At 48.8% G+C, this 15146-nt stretch carries 17 protein-coding genes; 14 read left to right on the top strand and 3 right to left on the bottom strand.

What is annotated here, in order from left to right; translation table 11 throughout:
* The first annotated feature begins 22 nt into the window (after positions 1-22).
* Positions 23-589 (top strand): GNAT family N-acetyltransferase, encoded by a 567-nt coding sequence (locus tag FC20_RS00385; RefSeq protein ID WP_008461726.1) that lies wholly within the window; start codon positions 23-25, stop codon positions 587-589.
* Here FC20_RS00385 and FC20_RS00380 read toward each other — a convergent pair.
* Both FC20_RS00380 and FC20_RS00375 read right to left on the bottom strand, forming a co-directional pair.
* Positions 546-1118: an LURP-one-related family protein gene (locus FC20_RS00380; RefSeq protein WP_008461727.1), complete on the bottom strand. Its 573-nt coding sequence runs from the start codon at positions 1116-1118 to the stop codon at positions 546-548. The genes FC20_RS00385 and FC20_RS00380 overlap by 44 nt on opposite strands.
* Entirely contained in the window at positions 1118-2005 is an 888-nt protein-coding gene (locus FC20_RS00375; protein WP_008461731.1) for a Cof-type HAD-IIB family hydrolase, read from the bottom strand. The genes FC20_RS00380 and FC20_RS00375 overlap by 1 nt, the downstream gene beginning before the upstream one ends.
* Positions 2006-2169: 164 nt before the next feature.
* Between FC20_RS00375 and FC20_RS00370 the strand changes: the two genes are divergently transcribed.
* Genes FC20_RS00370 through tsaE form a run of 3 tightly spaced genes read left to right on the top strand, consistent with a single transcriptional unit; the run spans position 2170 to position 4408 of the window.
* Positions 2170-2856, top strand: coding sequence for a uracil-DNA glycosylase (locus tag FC20_RS00370; protein WP_008461733.1), 687 nt, complete (start codon positions 2170-2172; stop codon positions 2854-2856).
* 44 nt (positions 2857-2900) lie between these two features.
* Positions 2901-3890 (top strand): phosphate acetyltransferase, encoded by a 990-nt coding sequence (gene pta / locus FC20_RS00365; RefSeq protein WP_008461735.1) that lies wholly within the window; start codon positions 2901-2903, stop codon positions 3888-3890.
* A 32-nt stretch (positions 3891-3922) separates the two neighbouring features.
* Positions 3923-4408 (top strand): tRNA (adenosine(37)-N6)-threonylcarbamoyltransferase complex ATPase subunit type 1 TsaE, encoded by a 486-nt coding sequence (tsaE, locus tag FC20_RS00360; RefSeq protein WP_008461736.1) that lies wholly within the window; start codon positions 3923-3925, stop codon positions 4406-4408.
* A gap of 41 nt (positions 4409-4449) precedes the next feature.
* On the opposite strand, the gene FC20_RS00355 is transcribed toward tsaE, so the two are convergent.
* Entirely contained in the window at positions 4450-4983 is a 534-nt protein-coding gene (locus FC20_RS00355) for a 3'-5' exonuclease (RefSeq protein WP_039943857.1), read from the bottom strand.
* Positions 4984-5098: 115 nt separating this feature from the next.
* Between FC20_RS00355 and murB the strand changes: the two genes are divergently transcribed.
* From murB to FC20_RS00305, 10 genes are all read left to right on the top strand, one after another.
* Positions 5099-5992 carry a UDP-N-acetylmuramate dehydrogenase gene (gene murB, locus FC20_RS00350; RefSeq protein WP_008461739.1) on the top strand — a complete coding sequence of 298 codons (894 nt, stop codon included), beginning with the start codon at positions 5099-5101 and terminating at the stop codon, positions 5990-5992.
* 33 nt (positions 5993-6025) lie between these two features.
* Positions 6026-7117, top strand: a complete 1092-nt coding sequence (locus tag FC20_RS00345) for an ABC transporter ATP-binding protein (RefSeq protein ID WP_008461741.1) — start codon at positions 6026-6028, stop codon at positions 7115-7117.
* On the top strand, positions 7114-7926 hold the full coding sequence (locus FC20_RS00340) for an ABC transporter permease (RefSeq protein WP_008461743.1): 813 nt from the start codon (positions 7114-7116) through the stop codon (positions 7924-7926). Before FC20_RS00345 ends, FC20_RS00340 begins: the two co-directional genes overlap by 4 nt.
* Entirely contained in the window at positions 7923-8729 is an 807-nt protein-coding gene (locus FC20_RS00335) for an ABC transporter permease (protein WP_008461745.1), read from the top strand. The genes FC20_RS00340 and FC20_RS00335 overlap by 4 nt, the downstream gene beginning before the upstream one ends.
* Complete coding sequence (locus FC20_RS00330; RefSeq protein WP_008461748.1) at positions 8726-9808, top strand: ABC transporter substrate-binding protein; 1083 nt, start codon at positions 8726-8728, stop codon at positions 9806-9808. Before FC20_RS00335 ends, FC20_RS00330 begins: the two co-directional genes overlap by 4 nt.
* Before the next feature lie 46 nt (positions 9809-9854).
* Positions 9855-10694, top strand: coding sequence for a diadenylate cyclase CdaA (gene cdaA, locus FC20_RS00325; protein WP_008461750.1), 840 nt, complete (start codon positions 9855-9857; stop codon positions 10692-10694).
* Positions 10694-11644: a CdaR family protein gene (locus FC20_RS00320; protein ID WP_008461752.1), complete on the top strand. Its 951-nt coding sequence runs from the start codon at positions 10694-10696 to the stop codon at positions 11642-11644. Before cdaA ends, FC20_RS00320 begins: the two co-directional genes overlap by 1 nt.
* A gap of 78 nt (positions 11645-11722) precedes the next feature.
* On the top strand, positions 11723-13075 hold the full coding sequence (gene glmM, locus FC20_RS00315) for a phosphoglucosamine mutase (protein ID WP_008461754.1): 1353 nt from the start codon (positions 11723-11725) through the stop codon (positions 13073-13075).
* 151 nt (positions 13076-13226) lie between these two features.
* Positions 13227-14039 carry a Cof-type HAD-IIB family hydrolase gene (locus FC20_RS00310; protein ID WP_008461755.1) on the top strand — a complete coding sequence of 271 codons (813 nt, stop codon included), beginning with the start codon at positions 13227-13229 and terminating at the stop codon, positions 14037-14039.
* Positions 14040-14130: 91 nt separating this feature from the next.
* Positions 14131-15123: a serine hydrolase domain-containing protein gene (locus FC20_RS00305; RefSeq protein WP_008461756.1), complete on the top strand. Its 993-nt coding sequence runs from the start codon at positions 14131-14133 to the stop codon at positions 15121-15123.
* Positions 15124-15146 lie beyond the last annotated feature (23 nt).

Below are 15146 nucleotides of genomic sequence, written 5' to 3'. Positions count from 1 at the left end.
AATTTTCAGAAAGGAAGCAAAAATGATTCGCAAAGCACAAAAGAGCGACTATGAAGCAATTTATCCAATCTTAAACCAGATTTTTGACGAAATGGACATGGACACCATCAACCGCCTGCCAGAAAGCCAATTTTACGATTTAATGCGACTGGGTTTTATTTCCGAAAACTACCGCTATTCCTACAACCGGATCTGGGTGGACGTCGACCAAAATGACCGGGTTAGGGGCATGATCTGCATGTACCCCGACAAGGCCCAAGGCATTATCGACGTCGTTTTGAAAAAGTACATGGCCAGAGTCGGCCTGCCCTTGACCACTGATATTTTTACCGATAAAGAAGCTAAAAAGGGCGAATGGTACATCGATGCCTTGGCCGTGGCGCCGCGTGACTGGGGCAAGGGAATTGCCAGCCGCTTGATGGAAATTGCGCCTAAGCTTGCCAAAAAGCATGGCTACAAGAAGGTCAGCTTGAATGTAGACAAAGAAAACCCTCGCGCACAAAGATTGTATGTGCACAAGGGTTTTCTTACCACTAATTCCATGACTATCGGCGACCGCGTTTACGACCACATGGTAAAAGCAGTTTAAAAAAGCTGGTATTGCCGGCGGTCCGTCTTCGGTTCATCAGGGGCGGAAAGTCCGGCAGCTTTAAGGGCGTTACGTGCCACTGGGTGAAGAGGACCGCAATTAAGAGAATAAAAGGGATATCTTCTTCCCGGTCAATCTGGCAAGTCAAGGTGACGCCTTTGTCAGCAACCGTGGTTTTGACGCTGGCCACCTTTTTCACGCCGCTGCGAAAAGCATAGCTGCCTTGCTTGATGGAGCCGTTGACCCAGTAGTTTAGGCGGGTAATGTACAAGAGGTTGACTTGGTGGCTGTTGACCTTTTCAACATGAACCAAGGAGTGGTGGATCACGTCGATGGTATAAGAGTTGATTAGGCCCGTTCCATCACTGAACAAGCGGCCAATTTCCGCACCCGTCGTATCAATGAGATAGAGGGTGTGGTTGGGGTTGTCAAGATTGCCGCGAATGGCGCCAAAAGGCTGTCCCTGTTCATCGGTGATGGGAATTTGGCCGCTTTGTTGCTCTTGACTGAGGTAGAGGGTAAAAAGCATTATGCTCCCGCTTGCTCTTTGGCATTATCGGCGATAATCTTGTCGATCGCCCAAGCAACCCCATCTTCATTGTTGGTCTTGGTGACAAAGCTGGCCACCTTCTTGATTTGCGGTACGCCGTTGCCCATGGCCACGCCAGTGCCGGCAGCAACAATCATGCTCTCATCGTTCAAGTTGTCGCCAATAGCAGCGACTTCTTCTGACTTTAAGCCCTTGGCAGCCGCGTAGTCCATCAAGGACTGCCCCTTTTGGGCGCTCTTGGCATTGATTTCGATGTTGTCGGCAGCGCTCGAGGTAATGGACAAGTCGGCGAGAGCGTTGATTTCCTTGATGACATCGGTGAAGGCCCATTGACCGCGTGAGTCAAAGACCAAGATCTTCATCACTTCCACGCCTGGTTCGGCCAACAAGTCTTCATAGCTTGGAACCTGCTGGATAGAAACGATGGCTGGCTTGCTGGCAGAAACCAAAACGGCTTCTTTAAAGGTCAGCTGCGGGTTCAATTCCACCATCAGGTGGGCAACGTTGGTAATCCGCTTGCTGAGGTCGTCGGAGTAGACATGGTCGCCGGTGACCACTTCAAAGTAGAAGTTTTCTTTTTTGAGCAAGCGACAGATTTTCTTAGCAACGTCTAAGTCAATCGGATTTTTCACGATCAAGTTGCCTTCGGTATCAAAAACTAGGCCCCCGTTTAAGTTGATGTAGCCGCATTGAATGCCATATTCTTGAATCATTGGCTGAGATTCATGGGGAGCGCGGCCACTGGCTACCATGAATTCAATGCCATTTTCTTGTGCGCGTTTGATTGCTTGAACATTAGCTGAAGAGACCTCCATCGAGGAGTTCAAAAGCGTCCCATCCAAATCGCAAGCAATAAGTTTAATCATCAGGTTTTTTCCTCCTTATATGTTATCGATTTCATCATAACATAAAGCGGGAAAATGGTTGCGAAAAAGACGCAAAATTTAAGAAAAAAATACGTGTGATTTTTTTCACTAAGTTCTTTAATTGCTCAGGTAAGAATGGTAAGATAAATAAAGGTGAGAAACAGATGAAACATTTTATCGGAAATGATTGGGACCAGGTTTTGGCGCCAGTTTTTGCAAGTGAGGAATATCACAGATTGCATGACTTTTTGAAGACTGAGTACCAAAGCAAGCAGATTTATCCTGACATGTACCACATTTTTACGGCTTTTAAATTGACCTCCTTTAAAGAGACCAAGGTGGTTATTTTGGGTCAAGATCCCTACCACAATCCCGGGCAAGCCAACGGCATGAGCTTTTCTGTAATGCCGGGGACGCCCTTGCCGCCGTCATTGCGGAATATTTACCAGGAGCTCTATAACGACGTGGGCGCTCAGCCGGTTAACCATGGTTACTTGAAGAGGTGGGCTGACCAAGGCGTGCTTTTACTAAATGCTGTTTTGACCGTCCCTTATGGCCAAGCTAATGGCCACCAAGGCAAGGGCTGGGAACAGGTAACGGATGCCGCCATCAAGGCCTTGAGCGAGCGCGGCCAAGTGGTCTTTATCTTGTGGGGGCGCTTTGCCCAAAACAAGATCCCCTTAATTGATGAGTCTAAGAACGTCATCATCAAGTCCGCCCACCCGAGTCCTTTTTCAGCTAACCGCGGTTTTTTCGGGTCCCGGCCATTTTCTAGATGCAATCAAGCTTTGATCAATTTTGGCAAAAGACCGATCGACTGGCAATTGCCAGCTGATCCAGAAGCTGAATAGCCAAAAAGTAAAATAGATAGTAAAATTTATCGAGGAGAATTTTGATGGAAGTATTTGAACAGTTGAAGCAGTTAATCAAGTCTAAGGATAAGCAAAGAATCGTTTTTCCTGAAGGAGACGACGTGCGGATTTTGACCGCCGTTAGCCAGCTGAAAAAAGATGACTTGCTGGAGCCAATTGTGCTCGGCAAGAAAGACCAGGTTTTGGCTCTGGCCAAGGAAAATGACCTTGACCTAAGCGGCGTAATGATCATTGACCCGGTGACCAGCCCTGACTTTGAAGACATGTGCCAAAAGTTCCATGAACGCATGCAGGGTGGCAAGCACTTCCAGACCATGGAAGAAGCCGAAAAGGCCATGCACGATGCCAACTTCTACGGCACCATGCTGGTTTATACCGGTAAGGCAGACGGGATGGTGTCTGGGGCGGCCCACTCAACTGCCGACACGGTGCGCCCAGCCCTCTTTATCCTGAAGACCAAGCCGGGCATGCACCGGATTTCTGGTTCCTTCATCATGGAAAGAGGCGAAGAAAAGTACGTCTTCGCTGACTGTGCGATCTCCATTGACCCAACCGCTGACCAATTGGCGGAATTCGCTGCTCAATCCGCAGCTACGGCCAAGATGATTGGGATCGATCCCAAGGTTGCCTTCTTAAGCTTTTCTACCAAGGGCTCAGCCAAGGGGCCGCAAGTTGACAAGGTCAGCGAAGCTGCTAAAATCTTTAAAGATCAGCATCCAGAAATTCCCGCTGACGGTGAATTGCAATTTGACGCCGCTTTTGTGCCAGCTGTCGCCAAGCTCAAGGCACCTGGCTCAGAAGTTGCCGGTCACGCCAATGTCTTTGTTTTTCCAGAACTGCAATCTGGGAACATTGCCTACAAGATTACCCAGCGCCTTGGCGGCTTTACCGCCATTGGTCCAGTTTTGCAAGGCGTGGCTAAGCCAGTTAACGACCTTTCACGGGGCTGCAGCGCTGACGATGTCTACAAGATCAGCATTTTGACTGCAGCACAAGCTGTAAGTGCTGATTAGCAGAATTTGATAAGTTATAGATGGGAAAAAGTATGACAGAAATCGCAATCAACTCAGCTGAGCAAATGCAAAAGCTCGGCCAAGCTCTAGCCAAAAGCGCTAAGCCTCATGACCTCCTGCTGCTAAAAGGGGACCTGGGCGCTGGCAAGACGACCATGACCCAGGGCTTTGGGCGAGAACTAGGCATTAGGCGGCCCGTCAAGAGCCCGACTTTTACCCTGGTTAGAGAATACCGGGAGGGGAAGATGCCCCTGTTCCATATGGATTTTTACCGGCTGGAAGGCGATGACCTGGCCTCAATCGACTTAAACGATTACCTGGCTGAAGACGGCGTTGTGATCATCGAATGGCCGCAAGTGATTAGCAGCAACCTGCCGGATGAATACCTGTCTTTGATCTTAAAGCGGGTTGACGATTCCTGGGATTCTACCAAGCGGGTCGTCACCCTGGATCCGCACGGAAGCCGGGCTAGTCAATGGGCCGAAGATGCTCTAAAAATTTACCAAGAAAGCGAATAAAATATAAAAGATCCTCTAGTGTTTTTCTAGAGGATCTTTTTTTAGACATGGTAGACAAACTTTTTCAGAAGGTCATCGCCATGTCTTTCTTCTTCCTTGAGCAAGATACCGGCGCAGGCTTCGCTGTCGCTTAAGGCATTGTGGTGGTGCCAGAGCTGGACATCCAAGAGGTCTGACACGGTGTCTAGCTGGTAATTGGTTAAGCCTGGTTCCAGCTTTTTGGAGACGGCTAGGGTGTCGATGGCCAGGTAGTGGGGCTCAGGGATGCCGTAGCGGGCTAGGGACTGCTTCATGACGTTGACGTCAAAGCGGGCATTGTGAGCGGTGACCAGCATCCCTGGCTGAAAAAGTCCCTTGATCTTAGGCCAGACTTCGGCCATGGTGGGGGCAGCCGCCACGTCTTCTGCCGTAATGTCATGAACCTTTACTTGCCGGGCGTCAAAGGCCATTTGCGGATTGATAACCGTATAAAAGCGATCAATAATCTTGCTGTTTCTGACCAAGACCAGGGCCAGCGAGCAGGCACTGGCCGGGTGCTGGTTGGCCGTTTCAAAATCCATTGCGACAAAATTCATCATGCTTTTTTTACCCTTTCATCCCTCTGAAGCAATTTTACGCGTTATTGGTAGTATAACACAGCTTGAATGCGGTAAAATAACAAAGGAAGAATTACGAGGAGGCAAATTTATTTTGAAGTTAGAAGAATTAAAGGCTCAAGGCGTTGATATTCAAGAACATATTCCTTTGAGCCGGTATACTTTTACCAAAACCGGTGGCAAGGCCCAGTACCTCGCCTTTCCTAAGAATGTGCTCGAGCTTGAGGAAGTGGTAAAGGCAGCTAAAGAAGAGCAGCTGCCCTTGACGGTGATTGGCAATGCCTCAAATCTGATCATCCGCGACAAGGGGATCAAGGGTCTGGTCGTGATCTTAACGGAAATGAACGAGATCACGGTCGACGGCGACAAGGTTGTAGCCCAAGCCGGCGCCAAGATCATTGATACCTCTTTTGCGGCCGGCAATAGCGGCTTGTCTGGCCTTGAATTTGCGGCGGGCATCCCCGGCTCTGTCGGCGGGGCCGTCTTTATGAATGCCGGCGCTTATGGCGGGGAAACCAAGGACTGCCTGGAAAGCGCCACGGTATTAACCAGAAATGGCGAAATCAAGACCTATAATAATGCTGACTTGAAGTTCAGCTACCGCCATTCTTTGGTACAAGAAACTGGCGATATCGTGATCAAAGCTACTTTTGCCTTGAAAAAGGGCGACAAGTCCGAAATCCTGGACCAGATGAATTACCTGAATGCGCTCAGAAAATACAAGCAGCCTCTAGAATATCCATCCTGCGGCAGCGTCTTTAAGCGGCCAACCGGCCACTTTGTAGGCCCAATGATCATTGAAGCGGGTCTGCAGGGCAAGCAGATTGGCGGGGCGCAAGTCTCGATGAAGCACGCGGGCTTTATCGTGAACAAGGGCGGCGCAACGGCAACTGACTACCTCAACTTGATCCACTACATTCAAAAGACGATTAAAGAGAAAGATGGCATTAGTCTAGAAACTGAGGTCCGCATTATTGGCGAAGAATAAGTAATTTTTTTAATAGAAAAATGGGAACTGCAAATGGAAATTATTAAGTTGGATCACATCACCAAGGAATATGATGATGGCTTCGTGGCCTTGAAGGATATTAATATCTCAATTGAATCCGGCAAGTTCTACTCCTTGCTTGGGCCATCAGGTTCAGGCAAAACGACGATTTTGCGCATAATTGCCGGTTTTACCGAGCCTTCAGCCGGCAAGCTGTATTTCGCCGGAAAAGATATTACCGGGCTTGATGCATCCAAGAGACATATCAATACGGTTTTTCAGAATTATGCTCTTTTTCCGCATTTAAATGTCTATGAAAACGTGGCCTTCGGCTTGAAGCTGAAGCACCGGCCAGACAGCGAAATCCGGCAAAAGGTGAAAGATGCCTTGAAGACCGTCCGCCTGGACGGCTATGCCAACCGGGAAATTTCAGAACTAAGCGGGGGCCAGCAGCAGCGGGTGGCCATTGCCCGGGCCATTATCAATGAGCCAAAGGTCTTGCTTTTGGACGAGTCCTTGTCAGCCTTAGACAAGCGCCTTAGAAAAGAAATGCAGTTTGAATTGCGGGCGATCCAAAAGAAGCTGGGCATCACCTTTATTTTTGTCACCCACGACCAAGAAGAAGCCTTGGCAATGAGTGACGAAATCTTCGTCTTGAATGACGGGACCATCCAGCAAAGCGGATCTCCTGTCGACATTTACGATGAGCCAGTTAATGACTTTGTTGCCCGCTTTATCGGCGATTCCAACATATTGTCTGGGAAGATGATTCGGGACTTTGAGGTCGAATTTGCCGGCAAGCAGTTTGAATGTGCCGATGCCGGGATTACGCCAGGGGAAAAAGTTGAAGTCGTTTTAAGACCGGAAGACTTGGACATCACAGCGACTGATCCCAAGCTGACCATGACGGTGCAAAGCCAGCTCTTTTTGGGCGACCACTTTGAAATCAAGGCAGTCGATGAATCTGGCTTTGAATGGCTGATCCATTCCACTAACGGGGTCAAGATTGGCCAAGAAATCGGGATCTTCTTTGATCCTGAAGACATCCACGTCATGCGGCTGGGCGAAACCGAAGAAGAATTCGATGCCCGGCTGGAAACTTACGAAGGGGAGGACAAGGAATGAGAAAGAAACAATCATTTTTTCTATTGCCCTACCTGCTCTGGATCATCCTCTTCGTAATCGCGCCGATGGTCTTGATCGTGGGCTACTCCTTGACCAATAGTCAGGGACACTTCAGCCTGCAGAATTTTACCCTCTTTTTCTCTAAGGGCACCTTTATCGGCATGATGCTGAACTCCTTTTGGTATGCCTTGCTGATCACCTTTTTCTGCTTGCTGATCTCTTATCCAGCAGCCCTAGCCTTAACCCGGCTTAAAAATCAGCAATTCTGGCTGATGCTGGTGATCCTGCCGACCTGGATCAACCTGCTGCTCAAGGCATATGCCTTTATCGGGATTTTTTCTAGAGATGGAATGGTTAACCAGTTCCTCCACCTCTTTGGCCTGGGCCCGGCGGAAATCATGTTTACCGACTTCGCCTTTATTTTTGTGGCTACCTATATCGAAATTCCCTTCATGATCATGCCGATTTACAACTCTTTAAAAGAGATTGATCCGGCCTTGATCTCGGCCAGTTCCGACCTAGGGGCCAACTTCTGGCAGACCTTCCGCTACGTGATCTGGCCCCTGTCTTGGCCTGGCGTTGAATCTGGGATTCAGGCGATCTTCATTCCGTCTTTGTCCCTCTTTATGCTGACGCGGCTGATCGGTGGTAACCGGGTAATTACCCTGGGGACGGCGGTTGAAGAGTACTTCTTGACCACCATGAACTGGAATATGGGGTCAACCATTGGGGTCATCTTGATCGTTTTGATGACCATCGTGATGGTTTTGACCTCGCGCAAGCAGCATAAGAAGGAGATCAAGCTATGAAAAAACACATCTGGAGCAAAGTTTATTTTTTCCTGGTCTTGGCAATCTTATACCTGCCAATTTTTTACCTGATTTACTTCTCCTTTTCTAGCGGCTCCAACATGGACCACTTTAAAGGCTTTACCTGGCGGCACTATCAGACCTTGTTTAATGATGGACGTCTGCTGGCCATTTTGCTGGAAACGATCATGCTGGCCCTTTTGTCCAGCCTGATTGCGACTATTTTGGGGACTTTGGGCGCCATTGCCATTGAAAATGTCAAAAAATCTGGCGTGAAAAGACTGCTCTTGTCCTTAAACAATGTCTTGATGGTCTCACCTGACGTCATCATCGGGGCCAGCTTCTTGATCCTCTTTACCACTTTAGGCTTCAGCCTGGGCTTTGCCTCGGTTTTGCTCAGCCACATTGCCTTTTCGGTGCCGATTGTGGTCTTGATGGTCTTGCCAAAACTGCGGGAAATGGACAATTCCTTAATTGACGCAGCCCGCGACTTAGGGGCCAGCTACTACCAGGTCTTCAGCCAGGTTCTTTTGCCGGCTTTGACGCCGGGGATTGTGTCGGGGATGTTTATGGCCTTGACCTACTCTTTGGATGACTTTGCGGTAACCTTTTTTGTAACCGGGAACGGCTTTACCACCTTGTCGGTGGAAATCTATTCCCGGGCCCGGCAGGGGATTGACCTGGAAGTCAATGCCTTGAGTACGATCATCTTCCTCTTTGTCCTCTTATTAGTGGGAATCTACTACCTGATTTCTAATCAGCAGGGCAAGAAGGGGAGTAAGCTGGGAGGACTTTTGCGATGAAAAAAATACTCACAGCCTCTGCCATTATCCTGCTGGTTTGCCTCGGCCTTTACTGGGGTGCACAAAAGCTTGACAGCTCAAGCGGCGGCAGTGCCAGCAGCAAGAAGGACTTGATCATCTACAACTGGGGCGACTACATTGATCCTGACTTGATCACCAAATTTGAGAAAAAGACTGGCTACCACGTTATCTACGAGACTTTTGACTCCAATGAAGCCATGTATACCAAGATCAAGCAAGGCGGGACTTCCTACGATATTGCCGTTCCGTCAGACTACATGATCACCAAATTGCGCAAAGACAACTTGCTGGAAAAAATCGACACCAGCAAGCTCAGCAACTTTAAGTACATTGGCAAGCAATTTTTGCACAAGTCCTTTGACGTCAAGAATGAATACTCAGTGCCTTATTTCTGGGGCACTTTGGGGATTGTTTATAACGACCGCTACGTAAAGCCTGGCGAGATCAAGAAGTGGGATGACCTTTGGAAGAAGAAGTACCGCGACCAAATCCTGCTCGTTGACTCTGCCCGGGACATGATGGGGGTAGCTTTGATCTCTTTAGGCTATTCGGTCAACGACACTAATTCTAAGCACCTGGCCCAGGCCAAGGCCAAGCTGGACAAATTGGGGCAAAACGTGAAGGCGATTGTGGCTGACGAACTGAAGATGTACATGGTCCAAAATGAAGCTTGGATCGGGGTGACTTATTCAGGGGAAGCAGCAACCATGATGAGCGAAAACTCCCATATCCACTACTATGTACCAAGCGAGGGGTCCAACCTCTGGTTTGACAACATTGTGATTCCCAAGACTGCCAAGAACAAGAAAGCCGCATACGAGTTCATCAACTTTATGCTGGAAGCTAAGAATGCGGCCCAAAATGCTGAGTACATCGGCTATGCAACGCCAAACCTGGCAGCACAGAAGATTTTGCCAAAATCAGTTAGAAACGACAAGCAGTTCTATCCACCAATGTCGACTTTGAAGAATCTAGAGGTTTACGAAGACCTGCCAAGCAGCAAGGTCCAAGAATATAACGACCTTTTCCTAGAATTTAAGATGTACGCGCGAAATTAGGCTAAAATAGACTATATAGGCAAAAGATAGAAAGGATAGTGGAGGAATGCAAATTAACCTATCAAGCCTCTGGACCTGGCAAACCCTGTCCATGATCTTGGATGTCTTGATTACCTGGTACTTTATCTACCACTTGACCCTCTTAATCAAGGGGACCAAGGCTGTCCAACTGGCCAACGGGATCATCTTGATCATGATTGCCCGGGTTTTGGCAGGCTGGGCGCAATTGACAACAGTGACCTTCATCTTGGACCAAATCGTTTCCTGGTCCGTCGTGGGGATTATCGTCATCTTCCAGCCGGAAATCAGACGGGGCTTAGAGCGTCTTGGCCGGGTATCACTGTTTTCAGATCAAGAAAACAGCGAGCGCAAGCAGCAAGAGCGGCTGGTTAAAGAGCTCGACAAGGCCATCCAGTACATGTCTAAGCGCCGGATTGGGGCCTTGATTACCCTGGAACAAAAGACGGGGCTAGAAGAGTACGTAGAAACGGGGATCAAGCTGGACGCGTTAGTGACCGGGGAGCTTTTGATCAATATTTTTATCCCGAATACGCCTTTGCACGACGGTGCGGTGATTATTAAAAATAACCGCATTCAAGTAGCTTCAGCCTACCTGCCTTTGTCAGACAATGCCATGATCCCCAAGAGCCTGGGGACCAGACACCGGGCGGCAGTCGGGATCAGTGAAGTGACCGATGCCATCACCGTGGTTGTTTCCGAAGAAACAGGCGGCGTGACCATCACCAGAAACGGCCAGTTTATGGTGGACTTAAGCCAGCAAGAATACCTCAAGTACCTGCGGGCTGAACTGGTGACTGAAGAGCAGAAGAAGGCCCCATGGCCAATCAGACTAGCTCGGAAAATCTGGAATTGGGGTGAAAAGTAATGCACCGAATTATTGAAACCAAGTGGTTCTACAAGCTTTTTTCCCTGGTCTTGGCCATTATCTTAGTGGCTTTCGTGGACAATACCCAGGTTTCGACCAACAACCAAAGCAAGGTTCAGCAAACGGCAACGACCAAGCAGAGCCTGAAGATGCCCTTGCAGGTGTCGGTTGATGCCGACAAGTACTATGTGACTGGCTATCCGGACAAGGTCAAAGTGACTTTGGAAGGGCCTAACGCCCTGGTGACTTCGGCGGTAAATACCCAAAATTTTCGGGTGTATATTGACCTCAGCAAGCTCAGCGTGGGCAACCACCGGGTCAAGATCAAGGTCTCAGGTCTGCCTAGCCAGCTGTCTTACAAGTTGTCGCAAAAGTACGTGACGGTCAACATCCAAAAGCGAAAGTCCCGTACCATGGCGGTCCAAATAGGTTATAATAAAAATGCTGTGGCCAGTGGCTATGATATTGGCACCGCTAGCGTCAGTCCGGAAACGGTTGAGGTTACCGGTGCTCAAAGCGAAGTCAGCCAAATTGACCACATTGAAGCCAAGCTTTCTGTGCCAAATGGGACCAATAAGACCATGAAGCGCAACGTCCTGCTTCAGGCTTATGATGCCAAGGACCGGCAGCTGAACGTGGTGATTACGCCGTCTACAGCTACAGTCACCTTACCGATTTCGGTTTCCAAGAAGACGGTAAAACTGAAGCTGAACGCGAAGAATGGGTCTAAGAGCAAGGTTTACTCCTTGACCGCCAAGGAAGAAAAGGTTACCCTGTATGGACAAAAGGAAGCCTTGAAGAAGCTGAGTTCCTTGACCCTGAACGTTGACTTAACCGGCGTGAAGGCAAGTACAACCCAGACTATCAAGCTGCCCGTTCCTGACGGGATTGCCTGGGTAGACCCGGCTAGCGTTAGCGTGAAGATCGACGTTAGCGATTCAAGTGACTAAGGCTTGGCAAAAAGAATAGATATAAAAACAAGAAGTCGAAAATCAAGATAAAGAAACAAAGAAAGGTTCTTTTAAATAATGCTTAAATATTTTGGTACTGATGGCGTTCGCGGTGAAGCAAATAAGGTTTTAACTCCAGAAATGGCCTTTAAGTTGGGCCGGATGGGCGGCTACGTCTTAACCAAGGAAAAAGAAGATGGTGGCCAAGCCAAGGTCTTGGTATCTCGGGACACCAGAATTTCAGGCGAAATGCTGGAGTATGCTTTGATCGCTGGGCTCTTGTCAGTCGGCATTGAAGTCTTGGAATGCGGCGTCATGACCACTCCGGGCTTGTCTTACTTGGTTCGGGCTCAAGGCGCTGATGCTGGCGTTCAAATCTCAGCGTCTCACAACCCAGTTGAAGACAATGGGATTAAGTTCTTCGGCAGCGACGGCTTGAAGCTGTCAGATGCCAAGGAAGAAGAAATCGAAGAATTGATTGATGCTAAGCAAGACATGCTGCCAAGACCATCTGCTGAGGGCTTGGGTACGGTCACTGACTTCCGCGATGGTTCTAACAAATACATCCAATTCTTGGAAAACACCATTCCAGAAGACTTGAGCGGCATCAAGGTTGTCATTGACGGTGCCAATGGGGCTGCCAGCGCCTTCATCTCCCGCTTGTTTGCGGACCTAGACGTTGACTTTACCACGATCTCAACCCATCCAAATGGCTTGAACATCAACGACCATTGCGGGGCAACCCATACGGCGCGCTTGCAAGAAGAAGTCGTTAAGCAAGGTGCTCAATTAGGTTTGGCCTTTGACGGGGATGCTGACCGCTGCATCGCCGTTGACGAAAACGGCAACGAAGTTGACGGTGACCACATCATGTACGTGATCGGTTCATACCTGGCTGACCACGGCCGCTTAAAGAAGGACACGATCGTAACGACCGTGATGAGCAACCTGGGCTTCACCAAGGCCTTGGAACGTCGCGGCATCAAGAACGTAAGAACCCAAGTTGGTGACCGCTACGTTTCAGAAGAAATGCGGGCTAACGGCTATAGCCTTGGCGGGGAACAATCTGGCCACGTCATCATCAGCGACTACCACAACACCGGTGACGGGATGCTGACTGGGATTCACTTGATGCTGGTCATGAAGAAGACTGGCAAGAGCTTGACGGAACTGCTGGCTGACTTCAAGGAATACCCACAAGTTTTAGTTAACGTCCCAGTTAAGGACAAGAACACTTGGAAGAACTACTCAGCCATTACTGATGCCATTGCCAGCGTTGAAAGCGACATGGCAGGCGACGGCCGGGTTCTGGTTCGCCCATCTGGTACCCAAGAACTGCTCCGGGTTATGGCTGAAGGCCCAACCCAAGAATTGACGCAAAGCTACGTTGACCGCATCGTTAAGGTAGTTGAAGCCGAAATGGGTGCTTAATTAGATAGCAAGCAAAGAAAGTCTGGAAACAGGCTTTCTTTTTTTACATGAATTTGGACAAATCTAATATAATTAAGTGTAGAAAAGTAAGTAGGCTTAACTAAGAGAAGTTACATCTGAAAGATTAGTGGGAATTTTTAGGAGGAAGATTATGTCGATTAAGATGCTTGCCATCGACCTGGATGGAACCTTATTGTCCAGTGCCAAAACCATTTTGCCTGCCACCCAAAGGGCACTAGAAGAAGCCAAAGCAGCCGGGATTAAAGTCGTTTTGGCTTCTGGCAGACCCTTGTCGGGGATTAAAGAATATGCAGACCAGTTGGGCTTAAAGGGGCGGGACGAGTACGCGATCCTTTTTAACGGGGCAATCGTGCAAAATCTTGACCAGGAAGTCTTGATCAGCCATGAGCTGGACATGCAGGACTTTAACACCTTCGTTCACATGCAAAGATTGAGTCATGTCAACTTGACCTTTGAGACGCCAGAACGCTTTTATTCTATGGATAAAAAGCTCTCGATCAGAATGCAGGTCGATGGAGCGGAAACCAAGAACCAGTTGTGGCTGCAAGACCGGGAAGACTTTAAAAAAGACTTCAAGTTCGCCAAGGCTGTTTATACCTGCGATGATCCAGAGCAGATGGATCGCTTCTGGAACCGGCTGCCAGACTGGTTCTTCCAAAGCTATGCCATGGTCCGCAGCTGGCCCGATGTGGCAGAAGCAGGGTCACTAGGGGCTTCTAAGGGATTGGCCATCAGTGAACTGGCCTCACGCCTTGGTTTCAAGAACAGCGAAGTCATGATTTTTGGCGACCAGGGCAATGACCGGTCCATGTTTGAAATCGCAGACTTCCAGCGGGTCGCCATGGGCAACGCCATTGACGAAATCAAAGAACTGGCAGATTACGTGACCGAGACCAATGACCGCGACGGGATTGCCAAGGCCTTGCACAAGCTGGTCATGTAGGATCTTTGCTAAAAAAAGCATAGATCAGTATCGAATCAGTGAGAAGGGGCAAATCGCAGGATTTGCCCTTTTTCTGCTTTAAGGAGGGTCTATGAAACTAGAGGAAATTGATCACAAGATAAACAAGATTTTTGACCAAGCAGTTAAGCAGGGCATTGTCAGCGGCGTTTCTTACGCCGTTTTAGATGAAGGACAGACTTTTACCCACTACCTAGGCAAAAGCTATCAGGATGGGCCAGAGCTGGTGCCCGGGATGCTCTATGACCTGGCGTCTCTTACCAAGGTGGTGGGGACGGCCAGCGGCATTTTTTACTTGCTGGATCAAGGAAAAATTCAGCTGGAGGATCAGGTGGGTAACTTTTTTGATACGGGCTTTGACCAGGTGACCATTAAAGAGCTTTTGCTCCACAATAGTGGCCTAGCGCCAGACCTAGAAAATGTCTGGCAGTACGCTAGCCCAGCGGCTGTCTGGGAGGCAGTAAAGGCCAGCAAGCAGGTCTACCAGCCGGGGACGGACTCGGTTTATTCTGACCTGAACTTTATTGTCCTAGGAAAAATTATGGAGACGATTTACCAGCGACCTTTAAATGAAATTTTACAAGAGCAAGTTTTTCAGCCCTTAGGGATGCAGGATACCGGCTATTTGCCCCAAGCTGAAAAAAGCCGCTTTGTGCCAACGGAAGTAACCAAAGAGCGGGGCTGGGTCTGGGGCAGCGTCCATGACGAAACAGCCTATCAAATGGGGGGAGTTGCTGGCCATGCTGGCCTCTTCTCGACCCTCGATGACTTGGTCCGCTTTAGCCTTTTTTACCTGGAAAAAGGAAAAGAGAGTTCAGTGATTCAGTCATTGGGCGACTACGATGTCTTTGAAAGAACCCTGGCCTGGATCCGCTGGCAGTCTGGCAAAAAGTTTTACTGGCATACCGGTTTTACCGGTCCAGGTTTAGGGATCGATTTGGACAATAAGCGGGCGATAATCATTTTGACCAACGCTGTTTATCCAAAAAGGGGCAATACCGCCTGGCAAGAGGCGAGAAGAGCAGCTGCGGCCGTATTTTTTGGCAACCAGTATCGAAAAAGTTGACAAGTGTAAACATTGTGCTAGAA

The sequence above is a fragment of the Lactobacillus equicursoris DSM 19284 = JCM 14600 = CIP 110162 genome (assembly GCF_001434815.1).
GTDB lineage: Bacteria > Bacillota > Bacilli > Lactobacillales > Lactobacillaceae > Lactobacillus > Lactobacillus equicursoris.
The sequence above is the reverse complement of the archived record's forward strand: the minus strand, read 5'-3'. Positions and strand labels throughout refer to the sequence as shown.

What these genes read in the sequence shown, in the direction of transcription:
- FC20_RS00385 (WP_008461726.1), top strand. Translation starts at nt 23, where the DNA reads ATGATTCGCAAAGCACAAAAGAGCGACTATGAAGCAATTTATCCAATC.
- FC20_RS00380 (WP_008461727.1), bottom strand. Translation starts at nt 1,118, where the DNA reads ATGCTTTTTACCCTCTACCTCAGTCAAGAGCAACAAAGCGGCCAAATT.
- FC20_RS00375 (WP_008461731.1), bottom strand. Translation starts at nt 2,005, where the DNA reads ATGATTAAACTTATTGCTTGCGATTTGGATGGGACGCTTTTGAACTCC.
- FC20_RS00370 (WP_008461733.1), top strand. Translation starts at nt 2,170, where the DNA reads ATGAAACATTTTATCGGAAATGATTGGGACCAGGTTTTGGCGCCAGTT.
- pta (WP_008461735.1), top strand. Translation starts at nt 2,901, where the DNA reads ATGGAAGTATTTGAACAGTTGAAGCAGTTAATCAAGTCTAAGGATAAG.
- tsaE (WP_008461736.1), top strand. Translation starts at nt 3,923, where the DNA reads ATGACAGAAATCGCAATCAACTCAGCTGAGCAAATGCAAAAGCTCGGC.
- FC20_RS00355 (WP_039943857.1), bottom strand. Translation starts at nt 4,983, where the DNA reads ATGAATTTTGTCGCAATGGATTTTGAAACGGCCAACCAGCACCCGGCC.
- FC20_RS00345 (WP_008461741.1), top strand. Translation starts at nt 6,026, where the DNA reads ATGGAAATTATTAAGTTGGATCACATCACCAAGGAATATGATGATGGC.
- FC20_RS00340 (WP_008461743.1), top strand. Translation starts at nt 7,114, where the DNA reads ATGAGAAAGAAACAATCATTTTTTCTATTGCCCTACCTGCTCTGGATC.
- FC20_RS00335 (WP_008461745.1), top strand. Translation starts at nt 7,923, where the DNA reads ATGAAAAAACACATCTGGAGCAAAGTTTATTTTTTCCTGGTCTTGGCA.
- FC20_RS00330 (WP_008461748.1), top strand. Translation starts at nt 8,726, where the DNA reads ATGAAAAAAATACTCACAGCCTCTGCCATTATCCTGCTGGTTTGCCTC.
- cdaA (WP_008461750.1), top strand. Translation starts at nt 9,855, where the DNA reads ATGCAAATTAACCTATCAAGCCTCTGGACCTGGCAAACCCTGTCCATG.
- FC20_RS00320 (WP_008461752.1), top strand. Translation starts at nt 10,694, where the DNA reads ATGCACCGAATTATTGAAACCAAGTGGTTCTACAAGCTTTTTTCCCTG.
- glmM (WP_008461754.1), top strand. Translation starts at nt 11,723, where the DNA reads ATGCTTAAATATTTTGGTACTGATGGCGTTCGCGGTGAAGCAAATAAG.
- FC20_RS00310 (WP_008461755.1), top strand. Translation starts at nt 13,227, where the DNA reads ATGTCGATTAAGATGCTTGCCATCGACCTGGATGGAACCTTATTGTCC.
- FC20_RS00305 (WP_008461756.1), top strand. Translation starts at nt 14,131, where the DNA reads ATGAAACTAGAGGAAATTGATCACAAGATAAACAAGATTTTTGACCAA.